This is a genomic window from Arcicella sp., assembly GCF_964672035.1.
Genome location: NZ_CBABQS010000023.1, coordinates 16,413 through 43,139, shown reverse-complemented (window position 1 = coordinate 43,139; position 26,727 = coordinate 16,413). Strand labels below are relative to the sequence as shown.

Genomic DNA, 26,727 nt, shown 5'->3' with positions numbered 1-26,727 from the left:
CATTTATCCAAGATCTAATCCCTAATCCCTATTTCAAATTCTTTATTTTGTTGTTTAACTCTAATCTAAAATTCAACAATTCTTTAAATGATTGCCAACAAACCTTTAATAATTTCATTTTTTGAATTGACACTTCTCCCGTAGCCCTTTCTTTGTGAATAATCGGAATATTATACAATTCTTGTCCCGATTTTTTAGCCATAATTGCCAAGAAAATATTGGGCGCAAAAGGTACAGGATTTGGTAATTGTGAAAGCAATTTTTTCAAGAACGACCCTTTAATTAATCGAAAAGGAATATTTGAATCCATGATAAAAGTACCATAAACCAAAAACATACTATATCGTAAGATTCTGGTTATCAGCAATCTAAATATATCATCGTGTCTAATTTGGCGGTATCCCAAAATGAAATTTGAATCATTTCGTTTATCCCACAATTTTTTTACATCTCCGGGGATAAATTGATCATCCGAATCAGTTTGGAAGACATATTCAGCCTCCAATTCTACCGCTTTGAGATAAGCGTGAACCACTGCATTCCCATGCCCACCATTTATTTGATGAACCACTACCAATTTTGGATATTGTGGTGTCAAAGTGTCAAGAATTTTGCCTGTGTTATCTTTCGAACCATCGTTTACAACGATAAGTCTTGTATTTTCTCCTGCAAATTCAGTGTCTAAAAGGTCTGACCAGATTTTTACTACGTCTGCCATGCACGCTTCCTCATTGTAGGCAGGCATGACGATTGCTAATTTAATACTCATTAAAAGGGTTGTTGGGAACGAAAATTATTTTACAAAAATACCGAATTAGGTTTAAATTAACGAAATTCTAAATTAAACTTCGTTTTCTTTTTATCAAGTGGTTAATAGGTAAAGTATTTTTTAAGGTTATTTGCCGGTTTTTCAATTAAATACCACGATAAAGTTGCGATAAAAACAGTTATTCCGAAAAAATACAATAATTCAAAAACAGAATTTTGAGTCAATACTGGAATAATTCTTTGAATTTTATGCAAAATTCTTAAAATTAAACTTGTTTGTGGGGTATGAAAATAGTTATAGACAAAATTATGGTACAAATAAAGGCCGTAACTAATTCTTCCTAAATAACTGACTACGGGGTTTTCAAGAAACCATTTCATGATGCCACCATATTCATTCACGGCTTTGGCAATCAAGAAAAAACAAAACATTGAACCGATTAATCTTTCCAATACCAAATTGCCAAAATGATGCACTTGATTTGAGGTAATTTGATATTGCCTCGAAAAATACAAAAATAGTATAAGTAATAATAAACTCATCATCAAATACTTAGAAGTACTGATTTCTTTAAAAATAGTCCCCTTTTGAAAAGTAAAAAGATAAGCCAAAATCCCGCCAAGGCCAAAACTATCCAGACAAGTTGGCATCAAAACATATTGAACCATCCAAGGACTCCCATTCAAAAATAGCATCAATCGGAGAATAACTGATAAAAAAACCATTCCGACTAAAATTTTGAGATAGTGCTTAGTAGGTAAAAAGAGTATTAAATACGGAAAGATAAGATAATATTGTTCCTCAACGGCAAGTGACCAAAGATGATCAATGGTCCCCATCCAATGTTGTTTTGTGGCAATATAAATATTTGTCGTATAGGTCAGACACCACAAAATTGTATCACGAACGGGCGGTACATCTAATACAAATAGGACAAATATGGCTAAAAAATAAATTGGAAATATGCGGATAGAACGGCGAATAATAAATTGTTTAACAGAAAACCAATGGCTCCTGCCTGTATTATCATCCTTCAATTTGCTTTGAATTAATATTCTGGTAATTAAAAAGCCGCTCAATACAAAAAACATTGTTACGCCCAATTGACCCAAAGGAAGTACATTTTTTTCCGCTAACCAATGGTCAATTAGTACCAAACCGACCGCCAAAAAACGGATTCCATCAAGTTGTGAAAAGTATGTTTCTTGTTTCATAAAAAACTACCAATTGGTTTTAACAGATTTAGGTTTTGCGACATTAACAATTAATGAATCTTTCAAAAAATACTTTTTAAAAAGCTGTCCCTCTTTAATTATTAGCCCTAATTGATATGTGCCATTTTCGAATTCATTGTGATTTAACACACCAAGGAAGCCATTTTGCCAATATTTCCCCGTTCTAACGAATGATTTTAAAGGATAACTCATTAATTGTACGGGCATCAAATAATTTCTTTTACTCGATTGAACAATTATGGAAATATTGTCTTCTTTATTTTGTGGGATGATTAAGGTACTATTTTGTACTATTAATCCTTCAGCATTGAAGTCTTTTGTCATATTTTGTTCCCACACTGGTGCATTTTGTATATTTTTTTTAATTTCTTCAATATTATTTTCAAAGCCTAACGTTGGCAATTCGTATAATTTTAAAGCAGAATTTAACGCTGGTTTCGTATCTTCTAATTGCCAATTCACCCCAAAAGAGATTAACTGATTTCTAAAATTAATAACGTCTTTAAAATGGGTGTAATTTGCCACAAAATTGAAACAAATTGCCATGAAAATCAAAGCCGAAACGATCCATTTATCGTTGGTTAAATTTAGTTTTGAAATAAAGGCAAGGTAAATTGTGAGTAATAATAGAATTGAATAAATCTTATATCGACTGGTCAGCAAGCCCGCTTCGCCGTAACTGATTCTGCTCAAGGTTACTACGATTGCAGTACCCATTAAAAACAAAATATTTCCTAAAATGAATAATTCCGTCTGATTCAGGTTACGCTGTTTTTTTATTAATTTGCTGTTAAAAATTAGATAAATAGCTATAATTAAACCAGTTATGAATAAATTGATGCCACCAAAAATGGTGGTTTTTCGACTTTGATTGGCATTCGGTACTAAATCAAATACTGAACCTAAGAATGAAAAGAATCCCAAAATGATTTTTTTGAAACCAATCCCAGCCATCGAAGGATTATTTTCCGGAAATTTATACTGAAAAAAGTATAAAAATATTAAGGTCAAGGACACAATCCCAAATATTGAAAGGTCTCTGTAGCGTCGTTGCAAAACCAATAATACAAAACACACTGGAAATACCGTAATGCCATTTCCGCTGGTGTAAGTTGCCAAAAAAGCGACGAATAAAGCCAAATAAAAATAGGTCTTTTTTTCGGAAGAAATTAAATAAATTAAGGTCAGAATAAAGAAAATAATGCCGAAATTTTGCATTGAAGCCATTCCCCAAAAGGTATTTTCCCATAATTGCATTTGGAATAATATCAACGGAATTGGAACGAAATAGGCAATGGATATTTTTTGTTTTTGGAACAGTCTAAAAAAAATAAAAAGTACCCCTAAAAGCGTAAAATTTCCAATCCACATCAACCAGCGATATTCTATGCTTCCATGAATCCAAAATACGATTAAAGTGAAAAATCGATCAAACGCAATTCGATGTTCATTATGCTGTCTGAAAAATGTTTGCAATTTCGACACAAAACCATCGGCATTCTGAAAATCTACGATAAATGATTTAAGCGCATGGTCGTCCCACTTCGGAATATTTAGGGAGTATTCTGAAAGAAAATAAAAATAGAGCGCTACTGGAAGAAAAATCAGCAAACCCCCAAACGTATTTTTTGAAAGAAATGATTTCAAGAGATAAGGATTATAAAAAAAGTCTCAATTTTTCACCAATATTTCCGGCATCTAAACCAGATTGGGTTTGATGAAAATTTTGATCGCCATAAGTACCATCGGGATATCCTTCAGCTCGCAAACTAATGAATTTTTTGAAAGAAATTCCGTTTTCCATTAACTGAACTGAGAGTTGTTGTGCCAATCCACCCACACTCACGTGTTCTTCTATAACTAACAGATTATCAGTAGATTCTAATAACTTTAAGCCTTCAGGATCAATTGTTAAAGGTACATTTTGAGCCGTATATAAATTAAACTGATTGTTGAATTCTGCTTTTTCCAAAACACTCACCACATTATTGGCTACTGGACCCAAAGCCACAATTGAGCCTTTTGGATTAGCTGATTTAACCACTAATTTCAAACTTCCAAATTCTCCTTCGTGAGCTGGTGTCTGTTTCCCTGCGCCCAAGCGTAAATATGCAGGACGACCATCGGCAACTATTTGATTTACAAAAGGTTCTACTTCATCCGCAAAGGCTGGAATCCAACATTTTACATTTTGTAGCGAACTCAATCCTGCTAAATCTTCAATCGCATGATGGGTACTTCCCATGATTCCGTAGCCGTATCCACCACCGTTTCCCACTAAAAAAACGGGTAAATTATGCAAACAAACGTCATTTCTGAACTGTTCCCAACAACGATACACGACAAAAGGCGCAATCGAATAACAAAACACTTTAAAGCCTTTATAAGCCATTCCTGCGGCAAGTCCGATCATGTTTTGTTCGGCAACACCAGCATTAATGAAACGATTACCTAATTTTGCTTGTAAGTTTTCGAGTGCATTATAGCCTAAATCACCTGTGATAAAGACGACTTTTTCGTCCTCAAGGGCAATTTTTTCAATGGTATCTGAAAATTCTCTTCTCATAATATTTTGGTCGGAGTGAGGGAGATAGGTGGGATGGAATAAAGAATTTTTAGATTTCATTTCTCCATTCCTTCTGTCTACTTTTCTCCTTATTTCCTCTGTTCTTCAACTAATCTTTTTATTTCTTCTGAAGTGTTATATCGTTTTATTCCCTTTCTAACTTTCGTTCTAATAAACTTCGGACGTTTTTTTGTTTCTTCAAAAATTTTGGCAATGTATTCTCCTAAAAAACTGATTCCTAATAGATTAATTCCTCCGAAAAACATTACCAAGATAATAACTGTCGATAGTCCTGAAGGGGTATCAGGATAGATAAATAATTTTGCTAATATTTGCCAAATTATCCCCAAAACGGAAGCAAATGTCATTAGAAAACCTGCGTAAGACATGATTTCCAAAGGCACAAAACTAAATGAAAATATTGCCTTTTTTGCCCACCAGATATTTTTACGCCAGTTGTTGGTAGAAACCCCAAACATTCTTTCGGGACGAATATAATCGACGCCAATTTGCTTAAAACCAACCCAAGCACGCAATCCACGCAGAAATTGTTCGGTTTCTGGAAGACTTACTAATTCTTTCACCACTTTACGATCAATCATTGAAAAGTCGCCCGCATCTTTTGGAATATTGATGTAGGACATATTCCTGAAGATTTTGTAAAATGTTTTGTAGAAAAAATGCAACCAAGCAGGCATTTCTCGTTGAACTCGTACTCCGTAAGTTACTTCATAACCTTGGGTCCACTTTTCGTAGAATTTAGGCATTACTTCGGGCGGATCCTGCAAATCTCCATCCATCAATACAACTGCATCTCCCGTAGAGATTTCCATTCCCGACAAAAATCCTGCTTGCGAACCAAAATTTCTTGAATGCGTAATTCCGATTACGTTAGGGTCTTTGTTGCAAATGGCTTCTAAAACCTCCTCCGTATTATCTGGCGAGCAGTCATTTACAAAAATGATTTCGTAACGAACTTTCATTTCATTGAAAGTTTTCACCAATCGCTCGTACATATACGGAATTGCCTCAGCATCTCTGTAACACGCAATAATGGCCGTTATGACTGGATTTAAGTACGGATTTTGAAAAGCGGGCAATAAATTTTGTTCATATTTTATCGCTGATTGCCAATCGAAATATTGTCTTAATCCGATATTTAAAGGGGTTTTTGCTTTCCAACCTAAGTCTTTTTTTGCTTCGCTTGGGTCGCCGTACCATTCGGCCAAATCCCATGCACGATTTTGCATTGTCCCCCAAGAAGGTTCTTCTTCTATTCCAAATTCTTTCCGACAAATTTCTACTAAATCGCCAATTGTTGTTTTTACACCGCTGGCAATATTGTATGATTTCCCTCTAATTTCAGCTGACATTTTTAAGGCAGAATCAATAAATGCTTCCACGCAATCCGACATGTACACAAAATCACGGCTAATATCTTTAGATACAAAATTGGGCAATTTATGCTGACGAACCGATTCAATCAATTTTGGAATTAATCTATCAGGCTCCTCCCAATCTCCATAAATTGAATAAAGTCGAAGATTTATGGCATTCTTTTCGTGAACTCGTGCGTAAAATTGGATTAAATAAGCCGCTGAAACCTTTGAAACTGAGTAATGACTGTTAGGTTCGAGCGTATCGGTTTCTTTGGGCGTTGTGCAATTAAAACCGTATTCAGAACTACTTCCTGCATGGATATAAACCATGTTAGATGTCATATTTTCTAACAAATTGACCGTTCCAATAACATTGGTTTCGTAAGTTAGGGTAACATTACTTTGTTTAGAATATGCTCCATAAGCCGCTAAATTGAAGACAGTTTTTGGTTGATAAGTTTTAAAAACCTCATGTACTGAATAATTGGAAACAATATCACAATGTACTATATTTTCGGCAGGCACATCAATTAATTTCAAACGCCACGCTTTTTGGGCATCGTGGGTGAGAGCAAAACAGTCTTTGCGAATACTGAAAATATCTTTAAAAAGATTTGTTCCGATAAATCCACTCGCACCATAAACGAAGATGGGTCCTTTGAGAGATAAGATTTTTTCTTTTACCGAATCGGTCATTTATGAGTAGGATTATTAGTTTGTACTGGGCGGTTTTTGAGTAAGCAGTTGGAAGTTTCCAGTCAGCAATAAAATTTGAGTGGTTTTTACTGAATACTGCTAACATGAATTCTTCTTAAAGATAATTATTTTTAACATCATCCATGGCTATTTCATAATGTTCTGGTTTCATGGGTAAATAATGCCATTCCATTTTATTTTCCATGTAAGAAACGCCCTTTCCTTTTACGGTATTGGCAATTAATAATTTAGGAATACCATTTTTGCAAGACTTGAATAAATCAATTTGATTGTGAATTTTCGAAACATTATGTCCATCGACTTCAACTACTTCAAAACCCATCGCTTCCCATTTATTTTTGTCGGCAGAAACACCCAGAATTTCGTCCGTATTCCCAAATCCTTGGATGCCATTTTTATCAATCATGACAATTAAATTGTCTAAGCCTTTTGCCACTGCATAATGCCCACCTTCCCAAGTTGTCCCTTCATTCGTTTCACCATCCGACATCAAAACGTAGGTATATTCGTCATTTTCAAGGATTTTGTTTGCTTGGGCAATCCCAATCGCAATTGGCAATCCGTGTCCTAAAGAACCCGTAGCAAACGGAATTCCTTTGATTTTGTTTGGAGCAGGATGGGCTGGGAGGGTAGTTCCGTTTTTGTAAAAAGTCTTTAATACTTCATCAGAAATTTCACCCAATTCGTGCAAGCAAGCGTACAACGAAGCAGCTGCATGACCTTTTGATAATAAAAAAACTTCCGACTCTTTTCTGTGTGTGATCAATGAACCAATCATCATATCAACGCAAGATAGTGAACAGCCAATGTGTCCAGCATTAGCATTGAAATACATTTCCAGAATTTTGAGACGGAGTTTACCTTGTAACTGTTTAAAGTCAGTTATAGGTTCTATTATTTGTTGTGTTGAGGTAGTCATTCAGCGTTCGATACGTCTAATTTTGAGGAGAATTATTCTTACTCCTTCTGCAAAAATAGCTGATTTTTATGAATCTAACACAATTAACCTATACTGAATCTACTTGGAAAGTATTAAGCGGTCTATTTTTTTACAATCGTAAACTCAACTCTACGATTTAATTTACGTCTTTCTTCGGTCGCATTGCTGGCAATTGGGCGAGTTTGCCCCCAACCTTTTGTCGTTATTCTATGGGAAGGAACGCCTTTTGAAATCAAATAATTTTTAACTTCCTCAATACGTTCTTCGGATAATTTTAAGTTCAATTGAAAATCTCCTTGATTATCGGTATGACCTTCAAAAAGGATTTCTAAGGTCGGGAAATCAAGCATTGCTTGGGCAATTCTATCTAAATCTTTTAAGGCGGGTGCCTGCAATTTTGATTCGCCTTGTTCAAAGGTAAAACTGTTCAAAACACCTTTATTCCCCACTTCCAAAGGCATAAGATAGAAGTCTTTTTTTATTTCTCGGTAAGAAATTTCTTTCGATAAATCTATTGTTTCGTTGATGGCTAAATAGCCTTTTGCATAAGGAACAAAGTCATAAACTTCTTTCAGTGGAACCACAAAACTAAACGAACCAGTGGCTGGGTCATAGTTTTTTACCTCTGGTTTTAATTTATCATTTTGGGGAGTCATCGTAAGAATTGACTCAACGGGTTTTTTATCGGTAGTACTTAAAATATCACCCGAAATTATGGCCACAGGCTCAGGCTTGGCTGTTTTTGGTAATTCTAAACGATAAATATCTTCTTTTTTTGAAGCATTTATTGAACAAATAAAAGCATAGTCGCCTGAAGCAGGAATGGTAAAATAACCATCCCAATTTGGCGTATTAATCGCTGAGCCTAAATTTTCTGGTTCCGACCAAAGTTGCCAAGTTTCATCCAATCTTTGGGATTTAAAAATATCATTATCGCCAAATCCGGGCAGTCCTTGGGTTGAAAAGTAAAGCGTTTTTCCATCGGCAGCAATAAATGGCGTAACATCGTGTTCAAAAGTATTGAGTTGTCGTCCCATATTAATAGGTTCAGTCCAAGAATTTTTATCTTTTTTGAATGAGACATACAAATCACGTTTACCAGTCGTATTTTTTCTTTGAATCGACATAACCATGACCGAACCATCGGGCGAAATAGCAAATTCAGCATTCGGACTTTGGTTGTAATAATTATCAATTTTTACTTCATCTGGATACGCCCAACCGTCACGAGTACGATACGACCGAGAAATGCCAGGCGATAATTTGCCATCTTTATTGTATTTATTCATTAACAAAATCTCACGACCATCCGCTGAAACGGAGAAAACGGCATTTTTATCGTTATTATTAATTGGGTAGCCAATATTTTTAGATTTTATCCAATTTCCCGCTTTATCCTGAACGCTAAACCATACATCCTGATCTTTTTCTTTCCCGAACATGGATAGATAGTTTCGAGTATAAAAAAGTGTTTTCCCATCACCTGATATTACAGGAGCAAATTCTTGATGTCTGGAGTTTACACCTTTTCCCAAATTTTCTCTAAAAACTTCTTTTGGGGCATCGGCTGCTACTTTTATCATCGCTTTGATGGGTTCGGTGGTTTCAGAAATTCCGATGGCATCAATCTGATTTGGCCCGTTTATTTTCTCGGTATTTAATATTAGTTTAATGGCGATTACAGTGTACGGCGTATTTTCTGGTAAATAAATATTAAGCATTTTGCCTTTCGCCAGTGTTTTCAAAGGCTCATTTATGCTCTGAAAAAGAATGTGTGGAATAGATTTATCATCCAAGGCAATTATTTTTGAGATGCAACCTTGTCCGTAGTTTTCTGCCACTGCTACTTGCCGAATAGCCATCAACGTATCGAAACCAACGGTTATGTATTCTTCCACGGGGCTGTCGAGTGAATAGGGTTCCCATGCAGCGGTGCTAACGGCGTGGTTTGGTAATACATTTGGTTTTCCTAACGCTTGTATCGCTTTATATTCAGTAGTTTGAAAAGGAATGACTTTTTCGGAAGAACATTCTAATATTTTACTCGCCCAATACGTTTTTTGAGCAAACGTTGGGAAAATAATGAGTAGCAAGTAAAACAAAAAAGGGGCGGTTTTTTTGAGCATTGAGACCATATCTTGAGGTTATTTTATCTTTATGCAAAAATTATACCGATTTGTGTAATGCTTAAAATAGTATCAATTGAAGTTCGTCAATATAAGTTGTTTGAGCAACCCGAATTTAGATAATTTGCTTTAATTTTTAATAATGGTTACTTCAACTCGTCTATTCAACTTGCGCTTTTCTTCGGAATTATTACTGGCTACTGGACGAGTTGAACCGTAACCTTGTACTTGTATTCGTTTCATGTTTACACCCTTTGATGCTAAATATTTTTGCACTTCTTCAACTCGCTCTTTCGATAAAAGTAAATTAGCGTTCCAATCACCTTGATTATCCGTGTGACCTTCCAACATAATTTCCATCGTTGGATTCTCTTTCATTGCTCTTACAATTCTATCCAATTCTGGAAATGAAGTATCAATGATTACTGACTTACTTTGTTCAAAAAAGACACTATTCAAGGTCATTTTTTGTCCCGCTTCAATTGGGAGGAGGTAAATATTCTTTTTTACTTCTTTGAAATTATTCTCTTTCGTAAAATCCAGTGGCTCAGAAACTGCCATAAAGCCTTTTTTTGTAGCAGATATGGTATAAATTTGCTTGGTTGGCAACATCATTTTATAATCTCCCGTGAGTGGATCATAAGTAACGCACACGGTATCACCATCCGTCATAGACTGTACGTTGATTCGGGCAGAAATGGGTTTATTGTCAACTTTATTATACACCGCACCTGTAACTTGAACCACTGCGTTAGGTTTGATTGATTCGGGAACTGATAATTTGAAAATATCCTCTTCGCCCAATGAATTTTCTTGAGAACTGAAGTAAGCAAAATCTGATAAGGCTGAAATGGTAAAATAACCGTCCCACTCGGGCGTATTGATAACTGAACCCAAATTTTCTGGTTCCGACCAGTTTAACCAAGTATCATCCAATCTTCTACTTAAAAAAATATCATTGTTCCCAAAACCGCTAATTCCTTTGGTTGAGAAATAGAGTGTTTTCCCATCTGCCGCAATGAAAGGCGTACTTTCTTCATCCGCCGAGTTAATTTTTTTACCTAAATCTCTTGGTTCCGACCATGTATCGTCCGCTTGTAGAAATGAAACGTAAATGTCTTTTCCTCCTTGCGTTTCCGAAAATTGTCCCGTCATAATCATCACCCTCCCATTCGGTGAAAAGCTGTATTCAGCGTAATCAGACTTGTTTTTAAAGTTTTTTACGGCGATTGATTTTGGAAATCCCCAGCCTGTTGGTGTTTTAGTGGCCATGGAAACCCCTTTTGACATTGACCCATCTCTTAAATAGATATTATTCAACAAAATAGTCTTTCCATCCGGTGAAATGGCACAGATGGCGTTATGTTCGGTATTATTAATCGGTTGTCCAATGGGTTTTGCCAAACCCCATTTGCCATCTTTTTGAATTTCAGAAAACCACACATCTTGATTTTTAGCAGTTCCTAAATTGTCCGGATGTTTCCACCTTGTATAGTATAAAGTTTTACCATCTGGCGAAATGACAGGAGCTATTTCTCGATAGGCAGAATTGACATTGGTGCCTAAATTCTCTTTAACAATTTCGGCAGGTAAATTCTTGGCAACATTTATAGTAGCCTTAATCGGCATATCAGATTGAGAAATACCAATGGCATCAATCTGATTCCAATCTTTAACCAAGGAAGTATTTAATACAATTTTTATCCCTCTTACCCTAAAATTAGTTATTTTTGGAAGGATAATATTTAACATTTTACCAACATCAGCGGTTGGCGTATTTTTGTTAATCCAGAGTGATTTTAGATTGTCAAATTCATCAAACCCTTCAATTTTAACAATGGCTCCTTGTCCAAAATTCTGGGCAACGGCAATTTGTCTAATTGGCATCAAAGTATCAAAACCAACGATGAGAAATTCTTCGAGCGGATTATCTTGGGTTTGAGGTTGCCAAGCACAAACACTTTTTCCGAATTGGGGCAGCATATTTGGTTTGCCCAAAGCTTGAATTGCTCGATTTTCTTTCGTGGTGTAGGCATCAGAATACTCGGAAGAAAAAGCAATCACTCTACTCGCCCAAAAGGTTTTTTGAGCAAATGATTGAAAACAAAGTAGGAATATGAAAAGGATTAAGGGGATTCTCATTGGGTAATTTAAAGCGGTGGAAGATTAGAAAATTGAAATTTCTTCAAAAACTTTCACGGGCTCTTTCTCTTTTTTAATTTTCTCAAATGTTATTCTTTTAGCTTTTTGTTCCAATTTTAAGCCTTTTTGAATTTGAATATTATGATCAAAAAACTCAATAGCCCGTTGAACTTTATTTTTGTTAATCGTTAAAAAATAAGGCCGACGACCATTTTTCTGAACTAAACGTGCATCTAATTTATAAATTGTACCTTCTGGGAATTCGGAAATAATTTTCATGGGGCATCCAACCTTCAAATCGCAGGGAATTCGTTGGCCATCTATGGTTTTTAGACGAGGGCGGTTTCGTCGAGTATCGAAATAGACACTTGCGTAAATATCCAAGAAGACTTTTTTCTCCAATTCGGGTAATTCGGAAACTAAAGAAAGTTGCATGATTAGACAGGGATTTTGTGGTAATGTATAAAATTAAGGAGAAAATGTCATTCTGTCAAGCAGTCGCTCATCCTTGATTGATTTGTGGTTGATATTTAAACGTTTTGTTCAACTTGAAGCTCATTTTTAATCTTTAAACATTAGATTTTATTTGCGATTGTTTTATAGATTTTAAATATATTAAAAAAACGAACTTTTGCGTTAAGGATAAGAGTTATAAAACAAATATTTATCGAAAATTTTTAAATTTAACTATTTACTATGATGATAAAAAAAACTATTTTCAAGCCGTATTACTTAATTTTCCCAGTAATATTTATCCTATTAAATGGTTGTAGTAAATCTTCCACCACTGAGCCAGTTCCTGTTAATAAATATTTAGTAAGTGGTTCATTGATAGGACAATATGATAAAGCCTCGTTACAAACAAGAGCCAATGGATTCACGGGAGGCGTGAGTAGTCCAACCGTTACACTTTTTGTAAATGCCTTATTGAAGTATGATATTAAAGCCTATAAAATTGTTTATAGAACCAAAAATACGGACGGAACGGATATTGAAGCCTCCGGTGCTTTAATAATTCCAATCGTAAATGGTGAAGCAATTCCTATGATTAGCCAGCAACATGGTACTATCAGAACGGATGCACAAGCCCCTTCAAATTATCAATCAAGTAGTGAAGCTTTTTCTATCGCTTCGATTTTCGCCTCAAATGGATTTATCATTACCTGTCCAGATTATATTGGGTATGGTGTTTCAAAAAATATTGTTCATCCTTACGAACATCGGGAAAGTTTGGCCCAAGCCAGCTTGGACATGATTCGGGCTTCTTCAGAATTTTTAGCCAATGAAAAAATCAATTGGAATAAGAAATTAATGATAACGGGTTATTCGCAAGGCGGTTTTGCTACGATGTCATTACAAAAAAAGATTGAAGAACAATTTCCAACGGAATTTAATTTGGTAGCATCATCCTGTGGTGCTGGGGCGTACAATAAAACGCTATTCATGAAAGATTTATTCAACAATACAACCCACGGTATTGCAGAATACAATCAGTTATATGTTTGGGTTACTCAGACCTATAACCGAATTTATGGATTGAACCGTTTGATGAACACTTATTTCAAAGAACCTTACGCAACTGATGTTCAAGCGAATGGGAATAATGCGACGATAAATGTAAGTTTTAATTTATCTATCAATGAAACCTTTAAGAAAGCCGTAAATGATGGAACGGATACTAAATTTTTGGATGCCGTAAAAGATAATGATGTGTTTGATTGGGCTCCTAAAACTGAAACACAATTATATCATGGTGATGCCGACCAACAAGTTTTTTATTCAAATTCTGTGACGGCAGAAAAAGCCATGAAAGCGAAAGGAGGAAAAGTTACACTTTTTATAACCGTAGGAGGAACGCACGGGTCAACACTTTCTGACTATGCGCTTGGTACTTTTACCTTTTTTAGTGGAAAGCGATAAAATTGTCGAAATAATTGCCAAAATAGTTATAACAAACAATTTATTGGCACGATTGAATGTTTGTTCGGTATAAGGTGACTTATTTCCTTAAAATCGAAAGGAGAAATGAAATCTAAATTTCATTTCTCCTTTCGATTTATTAAACAGTGTACTTATTTCAAATTACTTAAAAACTCAACTACATCTCTAATTTCCCTTTTGCTCAACAAACTGCCCATTGGAGGCATACTTGAAGGCATATTTTCTCGTTTGGCAATTCTGGCAATCGGAATTACTAAAGGTTCAGCATCTGAAGTTGTAATGGTTAATTCGGTGGTAGTTTCTTTGGCTAAAGTTCCAAAAACTTCTTGCCCATCGGTTAATTTCAAAGAAACCGAACCATAACCAGGTGATAATCTCGCACTTGGGTTAACCAAAGCTTCTAAAATTTGTTCACGGGTAAGGAGATTCGAAATATGTCTTAATGATGGACCAACCGCACCACCATCCGAGGCATTTCCAGCGGTGTGGCAACGAACACATTGAGCTACTGAGTTATAGTTGAAAATATTTCTGCCTTCATCTTTATTTCCACCAAAAAGACTGGCAGAAAAATCTTCCGAAACGGTATCTTTTGGCTTAATACTGGCAATTTTGCTTTTTAAATCCGCCAAACCAGTTTTTTCAATGGATTCGTTCAATTCTAAATATAAACTTGGGGAAAGTTGTTTATTCCTCAATTTTTCGATTAAATCCGAGAAAATTACTTTAGTGTTATCTGGTTTCATTTTTCCCAAAACCATCAATAATTGTTGTTGTTCTTTAATACCACCTTGCGTAAAAATTGTATTGGTAAGAATTGGTAAATTGTCTTTTGTTACATTGTTATCATTCAATAAACTTACTGCAGTTGACCTTACGCTTTCTTCTTTATCTTCTAATCCTTTTTTGATATAATTCTCAATTTCTGGATATTTTAATCGGTTTAATGCGGGCAAAATGGCAGATTTTACTTTTGAATTAGCCGACTCATCGTAAATTTTTGCCAAATCTCCCTTGGCTTCTGTTAAGTTTAAATCGCTGATTAATCCTGCCATAGCAATTTGTGTTTCAGGATTTTTTTCTTTCAAAAAGTTGGCAATATGTGGCTGGATTTTAGCTTTTATGGCGGTTGCATCTCGCTGAATTTTACCTCTATTTCTACCATCAACTCTATCTAATACCGAAGGATTTACCCACGAGCCCAAAGTCAACAAAGCTTCCGATTTTATGTTGTCTTTGATATCCGTTCTTGACGCAAAAGCAATTAATATATCCAATTCTCTATCGCTACCAATCCGTAATGCCGCATTGATTGCTCTACGTAAAAGCGGCTCAGAAGTAAATCTTGTTTCTTTTAATGTAGCAGCAAGCGCTGGTAAAGCAGTTTCAATTGAAGTATCATCGTTTATTCCACGAGCTGCTTCCGTGACAATATATTCATCTTCATCCGTTAAAAATAAAGTAATATTTGTATTATGCAATTTTCGCAAAACTAATACTGCTGCTGTTCTCAAAGCTTTACTTGGATTTTTTACTAAGGCAACGATTGGCGCAACTTGTCCAATTTTTGATAACGCAAGAACCCCTGCATGACGAAGATAAAGGTCTTCATCATTGTTGATTTTTAGCATTTCAATCAACGACTGAACGGCACCTTGGTACGCAATTTTTCCTAATGCCTCCGCCCCATAAAATTTTACTCTCGGATTTTCATTTTGTAATAAAGGGATTAAATCTTTACCGACCGTTGTAATTTTTGCATCTCCCAACATTTTGGCAGCTTGAGCAACAACCTCAGCATCTTTATCTTTCAATAAATCCATTAAAGTTGAGGCAATTGCTTTATTTGTTCTGGCTAATTGTCCAACTCCCCAAATAGCGTGAATCCTCGCTAATTGATTTTCCCGTTGTAAAATTGCCTTTTTGAACATCGGCAAACCCAATCCGCCACGATTTACTAACTCAAATTGTGCCTTTTGACGAATGCGCATATCCACATTTGAAAGCAGTGAATACAGCATTTCGGTGGTTTGTTTGGCATAATCCAATTGAATTAAACGCTTGGTTTCCAAACGGATAGCTTCTAAATCATTGGTTTCTTTGGTTACATCCAATTTCCAAACTCTGCCGTAATCTTTGGCATCCCAACCATTTATCCAGTCGGCTACGTATAACGCTCCATCGGGTCCAAACCTAATACCCGTTGGCAAAATTCCATTCAAGATATTTTGTTCTCCGTCTAATTCAAAACTCGCTCCTTTAGGTTTTAAACCGAACGACCATATTGGCGAACGGGCAGGATTTCCAACGAATTCAACTAAGAAAAATTTATTCTTCCAAACCGAACCCAAAGCCGTTCCAGGATTATAAACCATACCCGTTGGGCCATTATGAAAATTCATAATTGGCGGAATAATATAGGCTGCCTGACCTTCCCAGCGTGGTTTGAAAAGTTTTTCATCCATCCAAACGTTGTATTTGTTGTTTTTAGGGTCGGTATATTTTCCGTATTGCCAATTTGAACGCCAACCCGCATCAGAACCTTGCACCACGTGAACCAAACGCTCACTTTCACCCGGATGGTCGCCGTCATTATCGGAAGAGATTAAATTGCCGTAATCATCAAAAACAAATTCGTGGGTATTGCGTAAACCGGTAGCAAAAATTTCAAAATCACTGCCATCTGGATTTGAACGAGCAATAATTCCAGAATTTGGATTGACCGATTTTTTGCCATCAGGAGAGGTTAGATTTGCGCCAATATCACCAATATTCCAGTAAATTTTACCGTCTGGTCCTTCGATAATTCCTGACATTCCGTGACCTCCAAAACCAATATGTACGCCATATCCATGACTAATTGACGTTTTTTTATCGTAGATCCCATCTCCATTGCTATCTTTTAGACGCCATAAATCAGGGGCAATGCCTACGAAAGCATCATTTTTTCGGATTAATAAACCACCCGCAACATCCGAAACTTCCTCATTGAAATCATTAAGAACTCGGGTTGAAATATCGGCGATTCCATCATTATTTTTATCTTCCAAACGCCAAACTTCATCTTTTTCAACAGTCAAATCGTGCCAATCATGGATTCCGTCATTGTTTAAATCCTTTAACCAACTGTTTTTGGTACTATTTTCTGGGGAAAAAGTTTTTCTTAAAAATGCTCTTCTATCTTCAACGGTTTTGAAACTGATGGATTCAATCATCCAATCACGGTGTCCTCGAATATCAAATTCAGAGTTTTTCTGACGGTTTGAACGAGTCAAGTAAACTCTTCCTAAATCATCAATTGACATACAAATGGGGTCTGGAGCGAGCGAATCGGAAGCCCACAAACTTACTTGTAAACCATCGGCAACCTTAAAAGGGACTTTCTCCCTAATTTCTTTGGCTTTTGAGGCAGCAGTTTTCTGATTCTCCTTGATAGTCAAGGGTTTGGATTGTTGAGCAGTGAGTGAAAATGTAATGCCCAAACACAGGAGAGACGATAAAAGGTTTTTTTTCATAGTAATATTTTTTTGTAAACTCATTTCTTCAAAGTACTCCAATATTTAAGCATAAATATTCAAATCCAGATAAGGATTTCTAAACTTGCCTGTTGGGTCATATTCCTTGATTAGTTTCATAAAATCGCCGTATTTTTCGTATCGTGCATGTAAATTTTTCGGAGCAGTGGTAAATAATTTGCCCCAATGCGGACGATATTGAAATGGCGCTAATTCTGCTTCAATCATCGGTAATAATTTCATAACTTCGGGTGTGTGTTGTTTCCAAGTAAAATGAATGGTCACCGAATCTTGTTTGTAGGCTGTACTCATCCAAAAATTATCCGCCGCAATCGTTCTGATTTCAGTAATCATTAATGCTGGATAAATCAGATTTCCTTTTTTCTCTAAGGCAAGAATGGCTTCAAGAGCGTGTTCTTTGGGTACAAAAAACTCAGACTGCAATTCTTGACCGCTACTCGGCGTAAAACCCATTTTGAAATGGGGTAATCTTTCGTACCAAACTCCTGCAACACCCATTTGCTCCGTACAATTTTCCGCTGATAGTTTGGTGATTGGGTGGAGGTTTTTGGTAGCAGCTTTTGCCCCAAAAAAGTCTTTACCTAAATCTTGTGTATCCGCTTCAACTTTACTCTTTACCCACACTTGACTAATTTTTTGGTCTTGCCAATCCGTGAATAAACTTACGCTATAACCAGTCGAAAGAATCTCATTAAAATGGTCTTTCAATGATTGTAATGGTAAATCTTGAAATACATCTTGACGAACTTGATAGCTTTTTTGAATATCCAACGTAACTTTTGTGACAATTCCCAAAGCTCCCAAATTTACGACCGCACCATTAAATTTGTCACCGTCCTTATCCCGACTCAGATTAACTAAATCACCATTGGCTGTTACTAATTGTAAACCCGAAACCGCCGAAGCTAAATTGCCATTTCCTACACCCGAACCATGGGTAGCCGTTGCGCAAGCACCCGCCACGGAAATATGAGGAAGCGATGCCAAATTGTGTAAAGCATAACCTTTTTTATCTAATTCTGGTGTAAATTGACCATATTTTGCCCCCGCTTCAACCGTTACGGTATTGGCTTTTTCGTCAATCGAAATTACTTTATTGAGATTTAGCGTTGATATTTGATTGAGCGGACTGTCAGCAATATCATTAAAACAATGACACGAACCCAAGGCTTTTTGCTTATCCAATTTCTTCACCAAAGATTGGACTTCCTCCACCGTTTTGGGTTGGTGGAAATTCTCGGCTTTATACTGATAATTACCAGCCCAATTCTTGCGAATAGTCTTTGGTTTTTCCTGACATGAAGTCAAAGAAGATGATAATAAACTACCTGCAACTAATACAGAGGAGGTTTTAATAAATTCTTGTCTTTTCATGGTTAGTATGAGTTTGAGTTATTTTTCGTTGTATTCAGTAATTTTATTTAAAAGTGCTTGCGGTTTTTATTTTACTCGTATTTGCATTTAATATGGAGAAACGCCAACCGATGTCCAACCGCCATCTACCACCAAATTTTGACCCGTAATTTGTCGAGATAGGGGCGATACCAAAAATAAAGAGGCTTGGGCAATATCTTGAATCGTGGCGGGTCGTCCCGAAGGCGTAATTCTTGACCAAGTTTTGAGGTATTCATCATCTTCCAAAGTGCGTTCGGTCAACGTTGCACCGGGAACGATGGTGTTGATATTGATTTGATGAGGCGCTAAATCTACGATTAAATTTTTGGCTAATTGGTCGAGTCCCGCCTTTGTCATGCCGTAAGCCGCTAAATTTTTGTGGGCGATTTTTCCCGTTACCGATGAAGTTAATAAAATACTTCCTCCGTGTCCTTGCGAAACCATCTGTTTAGCAGCCGCTTGGGTTAAGAAAAATGTGCCAAATAGATTGACCTGTAACAGTTTTTGCATCGACTCGGGTTGATAATCAAAGAAATTTCCGAAGGTAGTAATGCCCGCATTGGCGATGAGAATATCCAATTTACTAAAAGAAGAAACCGCAAATTTTACGATTTCTTCGATGACTGAAATGTCAGAAATATCCCCTCCGAAAGCCTCACAAATGCCTCCTAATTCTCGGATTTGTAGAGCCGAACTTTTGGCTAAATCGATATCAATATCGTTTAAAATGACTTTTGCGCCTTGTAAAGCTAATTGTTTGGCAACTTCAAAGCCAATGCCGACACCTGCACCTGTTATGATGGCTGTTTGATTATGGAAAATATTATCTGTCATTTATAAAATTAAATGATTTCATTTACATAGTTACCCGCCATTGTTGGAGTGGGCATTTACAATTTTTGATAATCAGATACTTGTGTTGATGATTACCGATGATTGGAGTGATATTCTCACCTCGCCGCAATAATCACCCCCAACCCAACCATATAACAAAGCAACATAATATTCAAAATCGTGGAGGTTCCTTTGGGGGCATTTTTAAATTCTTTCCAAATATAAATTCCCCAAATGGCCGCTACGATGGTGGCTCCTTGACCTAATCCGTAAGAAATTGCCGCTCCGGCTTTCCCCGAAGCAATAATATTGAAAGACATTCCTAAACACCAAATCATGCCGCCTAATATTCCCATCAAATGATTTTTGGAAGAACCTTTGAAATAGTCACCGTAAGAAACGGGTTTTCCTTCAAATGGGCGAAGCATTAGGTAGGTATTGAAAATGAAATTACTGAGTAAAATCCCAAGTGCAAAAATAACCACGGCGGTATAAGGACTTAATTTTCCTGTTTCGGGAACATTAAAATCTGAAAACATAGAAGCGGCCACATATTTGTAAAAATATCCCATCAAAATACCTGCCGCAACGGAGAGAATTAACCCTTTTGTGGAGAGAGAACTATTACCGCTTTGCATTTTTCGGTAGGCATTTGCGTTTAATAATATGGCAATAGCAATGAGCCCTACGCCTAAAAATAGTAATGTTTTATCTCCGACTGGATTATCTAAATAATTCACAATCACGCCAATTACCAATGCCAAGCCAATGCCTACGGGGAAGGCCACCGACATCCCTGCAATTGTGATGGCGGAAACCAACAAAATATTTGCTGCATTAAAAATTACGCCTCCAATTAACGCTGATTGAATATTTAGACTATCAGCTTGTTGATAATCTGCTAAGAAACTGCGACCCTCGTTTCCAGAACTGCCCAAGGTGAAGGCAAAAATGAGAGACATAATGACAATTCCGAATACATAATCCCAATAAAAAGTCTCAAAACGCCAATTATTTGAAGTGAGTTTTTGGGTATTTGCCCACGAACCCCAACATAACATGGTGATAATCGTAAATACAACGGCAAGGGAATAATTATCTACAATAAACATAGTTTTGTGGTTTTGAATGTGAAAATAACGATAAGGTCTTAAAATATTAATTCACTTTCTTCTTAATCGTTCCAAACGAACCAATCGTAATTTTTTCCTGTGGTTTGCTCGAATACCAAATTAATTCAGTCATTCTGCAAATATAATCGGGCGAAGGGTCGAGCATTTTTAATTTTAGATGGTGTTTAGAATCCGTTAATTGATATTTCCACGTGAGTTCATGTCTTCGGGTAATGAAATTTGTGGGTAGTTCAGCGGTTTCGTACAGTTTGCCGTCAATATAAACTTCCATTTTTAAGTTTTTGGGGTCTCTCGATTCCCAAGATGAAGAATTTTTTGGATAAGCTTCACCCTTTAAAACAAAGCCATTTCCCTCAAAATCAAGTTCGTATTCGTTTTCTAAGACTTTCCCAATCGAAATTTTATCCGTTGGAAAATGACCTTTAAAACTCTGTTCAAACTTTACTGGTACAGGCATTTGAGTCTTAATTTTTACCTTTTCACCATCAATTTTTCCCCCATTTCTTTCAATATTTAAAAGAGCGTGTTTTGTTCCGATTTCGTAAACATCATCTAACGAAGTGCTGGTATATTTAAAATCAATTGATTCTGCTTCTTTTAATCCCAATTTCCAATATTCAGGAATGGCTTTATAACCTAACATCGCCCCTAAAATTCCACCCGCCGTCGAAGGATTGCAATCGGCATCCTGTCCGCAACGAGTGGTTATTTCCATAGTGTTGGTAAAATCTTTTTTTCCGTATAATAATCCTACCACTACATAAGCTGAATTTATGGTAGCATCAATATTAAATGGCGCAAAAACACCATCGGGACAACCGACATCGTTGGTCCATTTCTGTTGTAATTCGAACCAAGTTTTTTTCCAATCATCAGGATATTGTTTATGCCATTTAATTACATCGGCAATACATTTATAATAATTTGACTCCTTCGGAATGGTCTTTAACGCCTCATTTACCACATAATCCATATCACTTGAAATCAAAGCCAACGAATACATCGCTCCCACGTATACGCCACCGTACCAGCCATCACCGTAGTTCATGATGTGTCCGATTTTATCCGAAATTTGTGAGGCAGTATTGGGCATTCCCGGTGACATTAGACCTGCAAAATCAGCCTCAATTTGATAATCAATGCAATCGGCGTGCGTATTATTAAGCCAATGGCCTGATTCTGGGGCATTTTTCCCTTTCAAAATATTATATCTTGCGGCTTGGTTGGCGTGCCACAAAAAGTATCCGGCATTGGCAAATGCTTTAGCGTGCGAAGAAACAGGTGCATCGAGTCCTTCCTTTTCAAAAACCTCGACAAAAGTTAAATCCATGTACAAATCATCGTAAATGCCAGGATTACCAATCATCGTTTTTTTGATATAGCCATCATACCAAGGAATTTTTTGGTAGTCATTAATCATGGTGCCGTTAAACTTGAACTCAACGGGCGCACCAAAAGTTACGCCAATGGTTTGTCCAGCCCAGCCGCCCATTATTCTATCCTTTAACTGACTTTTCGTTAAGGTAATTTCTTTCTGTGCTTGCGAAACAAAGCAAATAAAAGTTAATATTAACAGCTTGATTTTCATGTAATTATGGTTTATTGTTGGTTTTAATTATTTCGTCTCTGTTAGGTGCGGAGGCTTGGGCTCCCATGCGGGTAACCGAAATAGCGGCGGCTTTAGAAGCAAATGCAATTGCGTCTTCGGTGGTTTGTCCTTCGGAAATGGCCACGCATAAAGCGCCATTAAATACATCACCAGCGGCAGTTGAATCAATAGATTTTACTTTGACCGATGGAATCAATAATTGTTTTGCTGAATTACTAAAAAAAGCGCCCTTCGAACCCAGAGTAATGATTACTTCCGAAACCCCTTTTTGGTGAAATATATTGGCAGCCTGTTTTGCTGCATCTAAATCCACGACTTTAATGCCCGTCAAAATTTCTGCCTCAGTTTCATTTGGCGTGATTATGCTCAAATACTTAAAAATAGAATCGTCTAATTTATGGGCAGGAGCGGGGTTTAAAATTACTATTGCTCCTTTTTCTGCACATTGTATAATGGTTTTCGTAACCGTTTCAAGTGGAATTTCTAATTGAAGTAACACAATATCTCCCGATTCTACTTTGTCAATTGCCTGTTGAACGTCCGAAATTTGTAAAGTCCCGTTGGCTCCAGAAGCTACTGAAATAGAATTTTCTCCGTAACTATCCACTAAAATCAGTGCAACTCCCGAAGGATTTTGTGAGTCAGTAAAGACAAAATCCGTATTTAAGCCAACTTTTTTGAAACCTTCAAACGCCTGTTTTCCAAAAATGTCATCGCCGATTTTACTCACAAAAATTACGTCGGCCCCTAATTTTGCGGCGGCAACTGCTTGATTAGCCCCTTTGCCTCCAGCATTCATCATAAATTCGCCTCCCATGATTGTTTCACCCGGAGATGGAAGCTTTTTAGCTTTAATCACCATGTCAGTATTTGAACTACCGATTACAAAGATTCTTTTGTTCATTTGGCGCAAAATTTAGCGGTTTGAATTCGTGAAGGCAAAAATAATTATATATTTCACAGTAATTGTACTAAACTATAAGGTATTTTCTATAAAAAAACCTTGCAAGATCATATTCTGCAAGGTTTTATACATATCAATTTTAAATCGAATACTAAATCAACGCTCTATCCAAATGCGTATAACCACCATCCACATAAATTAATTGTCCTGTGGTATGGCTCGAACGTTTTGACATCAAGAAAACGACCATATTTGCAATTTCTTCGGAAGTTGTCATACGTTTGCCTAATGGAATTTTATCGGTTATTTTTGCCAAAGTCTCCGTTGGATTGGGCAGCGTTTTCAACCATTTGTCGTACAAAGGCGTGTAACATTCAGCCACAATCACGGCATTAACCCTGATGCCATATTTCAATAATTCCACTGCCCATTCACGGGTAAGTGCATTACGTCCACCGTTGGATGCCGCATAGGCAGAAGTGCCTCCTTGACCTGTTTCGGCCACTTTTGAACCAATATTTACGATTGAGCCTTTCGATTCTTTCAAGTAAGGAAGAGCATGATGCGCCAATAAATAATAATGAATCAAGTTGCTGTGAAGCGATTGCACGAAGCCTTCATAGCTGCCATTTTCTAAGCCTACGCCATCATTTACGCCCGCATTATTGACCAAACCGTCAATTCTCCCGAACATTTTTACAATTTCTTGAATAGCTTTTACACATTCTTCTGGTTTCGTTAATTCGGCCACAAACGACCAAGCCTGACCGCCCGCTGCATTGATTTTTTCAATTGCTTTTTGGTTGTCTTCTTGGTTTCTTCCGATGATGGCTACGTAAGCGCCTTCGGTTGCTAAAACGCCCGAAATTCCTTCGCCAATGCCTTTTGCACCTCCCGAAACGACAATTACTTTTTCTTTAAGTCCTAAATTCATGAGGTAATGATGAATTATAAATGATAAATTATGAGTTTTTAATTAGTTAACAATCAGATGAGTGTCAAATAATCCTGCAAAGCTTATGTGTTTTACTATAATCCATAAAATTTAGAAGCATTATCGCCCATGATTTTCCTTTTTTCTAAATTTGTAAACGATGAAAAATACGAGGTTATAATATCCAATTGCGCTACGTAAGTCGCTGCCAGCGTACAAACTGGAAAATCAGAACCGTACATTAATCGGTCCGTTCCGAAGGCTTTTACTACTGTATCCAAATAGATTTTGAAATCTGAAGGTTTCCAATCGACCCATTCGCTTTCCGTAACCATGCCCGAAATCTTGCAATACACATTTTGATGTAAGGCTAATTTCTTGATATTTGTTTGCCAAAGACCATATTCTCCTGATTTGATTTCAGGTTTTCCAAGATGATCAAGTACAAATTTTTGCTCAGGAAATAGCTTTACGAATTGACTGGCTTGTTCCAATTGATAATGATAAATCAGAATATCGTAGGTGAAATCGTAGAATCCCAATTCAGTAATGCCATTTTTGAATTTTGGGCGTAGCATGAATTCAATATCATTTTCACCTTGCACAATATGCCTAAAACCTTTCAGTTTTTTGAATTGAGAATAATGCTCCAAACGTTCGTAAATATTATCTGCCCGTAAATCAACCCATCCAACTACGCCTTTGATAAAATTGTGATGATCCGCTAATGCTAACAAAAAATCGGTTTCTGCTTCCGTTTGGTCGGCTTGTACTGAAATACAACCATCAATATTATTTTGTTGTAAAATCGGATGTAAATCCGACGGTAAAAAATCACGTCGAATTACGTTCATATCAGCCGTAATCCAATCGTGTTTTGTGGGATTATATTGCCAAAAATGTTGATGCGAATCTATCGTTGCCAATTTTTTGCCGTTTGTTTTTGTGTTCCTAATCCTTCAATTCCTAATTCCATCACGTCACCTTCTTTCAAATAAATGGGTGGTTTAAAACCCAAACCAACACCACTTGGCGTTCCCGTTGAGATAACATCGCCTGGTAAAAGGGTCATAAATTGACTGATGTACGAAACAATTATTGGTATTTTAAAAATTAATTGGTCTGAATTACTTTTTTGAAAAGGCTTCCCATTAATATTGAGCCACATTTGCAGATTATTGACATCTGAAACTTCATCTTTTGTGGCTAAGAATGGTCCGAGAGGGGCGAATGTATCACAACCTTTTCCTTTGCTCCAATTTCCACCTCTTTCTAATTGAAATTCACGTTCAGAAATATCATTATGCAAGCAATATCCCGCCACATAATCCATCGCCTCAGATTCTTCCACGTAAGATGCCTTCTTTCCGATAACAAAAGCCAATTCAACTTCCCAATCGGTTTTAGTTGAATTTTTAGGAATCACAACATCATCATTTGGTCCTGATAATGAAGTGGTTGATTTAAAGAAAATGATGGGTTCTTTCGGAATTTCAGCCCCAGATTCTTTGGCATGGTCGGCAAAATTTAGACCAATACACACAATTTTTGACGGACGAGCCACGCAGGAAGCAATCCTTGAATCAGTTGGAATTTGATGTAATTCATCTTTTACTTCCAATAATAATTGAGAAAGTTTTTCGATGCCATTCGTTTCAAAGAAATATTCGTTATAATCTTCCACAAATTGCGAAACATCGTACAAAATTTCATCAATAATGACCCCAGGTTTTTCATTCCCGATTTCTCCAAATCTAAATAATTTCATTTTAAGCTTTGAGTTTTGAGCAACGAGTATTAGCATTCTGTTATAATTAGGTTTATCTTCTCATAGCTTAATGCTCAAAGCTCACTACTTTAAGATTAAAGGCAACATTTTATCTGCTACAAATTGGTTTCCTAATTCATTTAAATGTACTCTATCGGTTGTAAGGATCGATTTTTCTTTATTTTCGGGATTATTTTTCATGTTATAATCCTGAAAATCTTTCCGTAAATCACACAAACCAAGGTCATTTTTTGTCGCTAAGTTTCTGATGCTTTTGCTGTATTGATTCAAATCCCCATCTTGTTGATTACTGGCATCATTACGTTCGCCAATGGCAGCCGGTGTGCAAAGAATTACCTTAATATTATTGGCTTTCATTTTGTTGATTAAGGCTTGATAGAACTTCTCAAATTTATCTAAATCAGTTCCCGTTCCAGAAGTTGCTTTGTGCCAAACGTCATTTACACCCACAAAAATCAGCACAATGTCGGGTTTTTTATTCAATACATCCTCTTCTAAGCGTAAGTACAAATCATAGACTTTATTGCCCCCAATTCCTGCACCAATCAATTCATATTTATCTTTAAGTCCTTGTTTTTCAAGCATCTGGCCAATTTTTGTAATGTATCCCGTTGGTTGCACGCCCGCTTGCGTAATTGAATCGCCAAAGAAAATAATCTTCTTCGGTTTTTCTTGAATAAAAGAGGTCATTGACCAAATTAGCGTAATTAATAAAAGTGTCTTTTTCATGTATTTAAAATTGTTTTTTGATAAATTTTTTAAAAATTAAAGCAAACTG

Annotated in this window: 20 protein-coding genes; 1 reads left to right on the top strand and 19 read right to left on the bottom strand. The window is 36.5% G+C overall.

Annotated elements, in window-relative coordinates; all coding sequences use genetic code 11:
• Nucleotides 1–28 precede the first annotated feature (28 nt).
• The 9 genes from AC1W31_RS08795 to AC1W31_RS08755 all read right to left on the bottom strand — a co-directional run bounded on the left by AC1W31_RS08795 (nucleotide 29) and on the right by AC1W31_RS08755 (nucleotide 12,309).
• Nucleotides 29–769 carry a glycosyltransferase family 2 protein gene (locus AC1W31_RS08795; protein WP_481734060.1) on the bottom strand — a complete coding sequence of 247 codons (741 nt, stop codon included), beginning with the start codon at nucleotides 767–769 and terminating at the stop codon, nucleotides 29–31.
• Between the two features lie 101 nt (nucleotides 770–870).
• Nucleotides 871–1,983: an acyltransferase family protein gene (locus AC1W31_RS08790; protein ID WP_481734059.1), complete on the bottom strand. Its 1,113-nt coding sequence runs from the start codon at nucleotides 1,981–1,983 to the stop codon at nucleotides 871–873.
• A 6-nt stretch (nucleotides 1,984–1,989) separates the two neighbouring features.
• On the bottom strand, nucleotides 1,990–3,651 hold the full coding sequence (locus tag AC1W31_RS08785) for a hypothetical protein (protein ID WP_481734058.1): 1,662 nt from the start codon (nucleotides 3,649–3,651) through the stop codon (nucleotides 1,990–1,992).
• Between the two features lie 10 nt (nucleotides 3,652–3,661).
• The gene (locus AC1W31_RS08780; RefSeq protein ID WP_481734057.1) at nucleotides 3,662–4,570 is read right to left on the bottom strand and encodes a transketolase family protein; all 909 of its coding nucleotides are present in this window, start codon (nucleotides 4,568–4,570) and stop codon (nucleotides 3,662–3,664) included.
• Nucleotides 4,571–4,659: 89 nt separating this feature from the next.
• On the bottom strand, nucleotides 4,660–6,645 hold the full coding sequence (locus AC1W31_RS08775; RefSeq protein WP_481734056.1) for an NAD-dependent epimerase/dehydratase family protein: 1,986 nt from the start codon (nucleotides 6,643–6,645) through the stop codon (nucleotides 4,660–4,662).
• Nucleotides 6,646–6,760: 115 nt separating this feature from the next.
• Nucleotides 6,761–7,585 carry a transketolase gene (locus AC1W31_RS08770; RefSeq protein WP_481734055.1) on the bottom strand — a complete coding sequence of 275 codons (825 nt, stop codon included), beginning with the start codon at nucleotides 7,583–7,585 and terminating at the stop codon, nucleotides 6,761–6,763.
• A gap of 122 nt (nucleotides 7,586–7,707) precedes the next feature.
• On the bottom strand, nucleotides 7,708–9,732 hold the full coding sequence (locus AC1W31_RS08765) for an OmpA family protein (RefSeq protein ID WP_481734054.1): 2,025 nt from the start codon (nucleotides 9,730–9,732) through the stop codon (nucleotides 7,708–7,710).
• Nucleotides 9,733–9,861: 129 nt separating this feature from the next.
• On the bottom strand, nucleotides 9,862–11,874 hold the full coding sequence (locus AC1W31_RS08760; protein ID WP_481734053.1) for an OmpA family protein: 2,013 nt from the start codon (nucleotides 11,872–11,874) through the stop codon (nucleotides 9,862–9,864).
• Nucleotides 11,875–11,898: 24 nt separating this feature from the next.
• On the bottom strand, nucleotides 11,899–12,309 hold the full coding sequence (locus AC1W31_RS08755) for a hypothetical protein (RefSeq protein ID WP_481734052.1): 411 nt from the start codon (nucleotides 12,307–12,309) through the stop codon (nucleotides 11,899–11,901).
• A 261-nt stretch (nucleotides 12,310–12,570) separates the two neighbouring features.
• On the opposite strand from AC1W31_RS08755, the gene AC1W31_RS08750 reads away from it, so the two are divergent.
• Nucleotides 12,571–13,794, top strand: coding sequence for an alpha/beta hydrolase family protein (locus tag AC1W31_RS08750; RefSeq protein ID WP_481734051.1), 1,224 nt, complete (start codon nucleotides 12,571–12,573; stop codon nucleotides 13,792–13,794).
• 152 nt (nucleotides 13,795–13,946) lie between these two features.
• On the opposite strand, the gene AC1W31_RS08745 is transcribed toward AC1W31_RS08750, so the two are convergent.
• The 10 genes from AC1W31_RS08745 to AC1W31_RS08700 form a co-directional block, all read right to left on the bottom strand.
• The gene (locus tag AC1W31_RS08745) at nucleotides 13,947–17,330 is read right to left on the bottom strand and encodes a DUF7133 domain-containing protein (RefSeq protein WP_481734050.1); all 3,384 of its coding nucleotides are present in this window, start codon (nucleotides 17,328–17,330) and stop codon (nucleotides 13,947–13,949) included.
• A gap of 45 nt (nucleotides 17,331–17,375) precedes the next feature.
• Nucleotides 17,376–18,725 (bottom strand): FAD-binding protein, encoded by a 1,350-nt coding sequence (locus tag AC1W31_RS08740; RefSeq protein WP_481734049.1) that lies wholly within the window; start codon nucleotides 18,723–18,725, stop codon nucleotides 17,376–17,378.
• An 87-nt stretch (nucleotides 18,726–18,812) separates the two neighbouring features.
• Nucleotides 18,813–19,580, bottom strand: coding sequence for an SDR family NAD(P)-dependent oxidoreductase (locus AC1W31_RS08735; protein ID WP_481734048.1), 768 nt, complete (start codon nucleotides 19,578–19,580; stop codon nucleotides 18,813–18,815).
• A gap of 116 nt (nucleotides 19,581–19,696) precedes the next feature.
• Nucleotides 19,697–20,692 (bottom strand): GRP family sugar transporter, encoded by a 996-nt coding sequence (locus tag AC1W31_RS08730; protein WP_481734047.1) that lies wholly within the window; start codon nucleotides 20,690–20,692, stop codon nucleotides 19,697–19,699.
• Between the two features lie 46 nt (nucleotides 20,693–20,738).
• Entirely contained in the window at nucleotides 20,739–22,301 is a 1,563-nt protein-coding gene (locus tag AC1W31_RS08725; protein WP_481734046.1) for an ADP-ribosylglycohydrolase family protein, read from the bottom strand.
• Between the two features lie 4 nt (nucleotides 22,302–22,305).
• Complete coding sequence (rbsK, locus tag AC1W31_RS08720) at nucleotides 22,306–23,226, bottom strand: ribokinase (RefSeq protein WP_481734045.1); 921 nt, start codon at nucleotides 23,224–23,226, stop codon at nucleotides 22,306–22,308.
• A 151-nt stretch (nucleotides 23,227–23,377) separates the two neighbouring features.
• Complete coding sequence (locus tag AC1W31_RS08715; protein WP_481734044.1) at nucleotides 23,378–24,160, bottom strand: L-fucose dehydrogenase; 783 nt, start codon at nucleotides 24,158–24,160, stop codon at nucleotides 23,378–23,380.
• 95 nt (nucleotides 24,161–24,255) lie between these two features.
• Nucleotides 24,256–25,086, bottom strand: coding sequence for an amidohydrolase family protein (locus tag AC1W31_RS08710; RefSeq protein WP_481734043.1), 831 nt, complete (start codon nucleotides 25,084–25,086; stop codon nucleotides 24,256–24,258).
• Entirely contained in the window at nucleotides 25,074–25,928 is an 855-nt protein-coding gene (locus AC1W31_RS08705; protein ID WP_481734042.1) for a fumarylacetoacetate hydrolase family protein, read from the bottom strand. Before AC1W31_RS08705 ends, AC1W31_RS08710 begins: the two co-directional genes overlap by 13 nt.
• Nucleotides 25,929–26,012: 84 nt before the next feature.
• Nucleotides 26,013–26,678: an SGNH/GDSL hydrolase family protein gene (locus AC1W31_RS08700; RefSeq protein WP_481734041.1), complete on the bottom strand. Its 666-nt coding sequence runs from the start codon at nucleotides 26,676–26,678 to the stop codon at nucleotides 26,013–26,015.
• Nucleotides 26,679–26,727: the final 49 nt, after the last annotated feature.

Coding starts and splice junctions, on each gene's coding strand:
- AC1W31_RS08795 (WP_481734060.1), bottom strand. CDS start 769: ATGAGTATTAAATTAGCAATCGTCATGCCTGCCTACAATGAGGAAGCG.
- AC1W31_RS08790 (WP_481734059.1), bottom strand. CDS start 1,983: ATGAAACAAGAAACATACTTTTCACAACTTGATGGAATCCGTTTTTTG.
- AC1W31_RS08780 (WP_481734057.1), bottom strand. CDS start 4,570: ATGAGAAGAGAATTTTCAGATACCATTGAAAAAATTGCCCTTGAGGAC.
- AC1W31_RS08775 (WP_481734056.1), bottom strand. CDS start 6,645: ATGACCGATTCGGTAAAAGAAAAAATCTTATCTCTCAAAGGACCCATC.
- AC1W31_RS08770 (WP_481734055.1), bottom strand. CDS start 7,585: ATGACTACCTCAACACAACAAATAATAGAACCTATAACTGACTTTAAA.
- AC1W31_RS08765 (WP_481734054.1), bottom strand. CDS start 9,732: ATGCTCAAAAAAACCGCCCCTTTTTTGTTTTACTTGCTACTCATTATT.
- AC1W31_RS08760 (WP_481734053.1), bottom strand. CDS start 11,874: ATGAGAATCCCCTTAATCCTTTTCATATTCCTACTTTGTTTTCAATCA.
- AC1W31_RS08755 (WP_481734052.1), bottom strand. CDS start 12,309: ATGCAACTTTCTTTAGTTTCCGAATTACCCGAATTGGAGAAAAAAGTC.
- AC1W31_RS08750 (WP_481734051.1), top strand. CDS start 12,571: ATGATGATAAAAAAAACTATTTTCAAGCCGTATTACTTAATTTTCCCA.
- AC1W31_RS08745 (WP_481734050.1), bottom strand. CDS start 17,330: ATGAAAAAAAACCTTTTATCGTCTCTCCTGTGTTTGGGCATTACATTT.
- AC1W31_RS08740 (WP_481734049.1), bottom strand. CDS start 18,725: ATGAAAAGACAAGAATTTATTAAAACCTCCTCTGTATTAGTTGCAGGT.
- AC1W31_RS08735 (WP_481734048.1), bottom strand. CDS start 19,580: ATGACAGATAATATTTTCCATAATCAAACAGCCATCATAACAGGTGCA.
- AC1W31_RS08730 (WP_481734047.1), bottom strand. CDS start 20,692: ATGTTTATTGTAGATAATTATTCCCTTGCCGTTGTATTTACGATTATC.
- AC1W31_RS08725 (WP_481734046.1), bottom strand. CDS start 22,301: ATGAAAATCAAGCTGTTAATATTAACTTTTATTTGCTTTGTTTCGCAA.
- rbsK (WP_481734045.1), bottom strand. CDS start 23,226: ATGAACAAAAGAATCTTTGTAATCGGTAGTTCAAATACTGACATGGTG.
- AC1W31_RS08715 (WP_481734044.1), bottom strand. CDS start 24,160: ATGAATTTAGGACTTAAAGAAAAAGTAATTGTCGTTTCGGGAGGTGCA.
- AC1W31_RS08705 (WP_481734042.1), bottom strand. CDS start 25,928: ATGAAATTATTTAGATTTGGAGAAATCGGGAATGAAAAACCTGGGGTC.
- AC1W31_RS08700 (WP_481734041.1), bottom strand. CDS start 26,678: ATGAAAAAGACACTTTTATTAATTACGCTAATTTGGTCAATGACCTCT.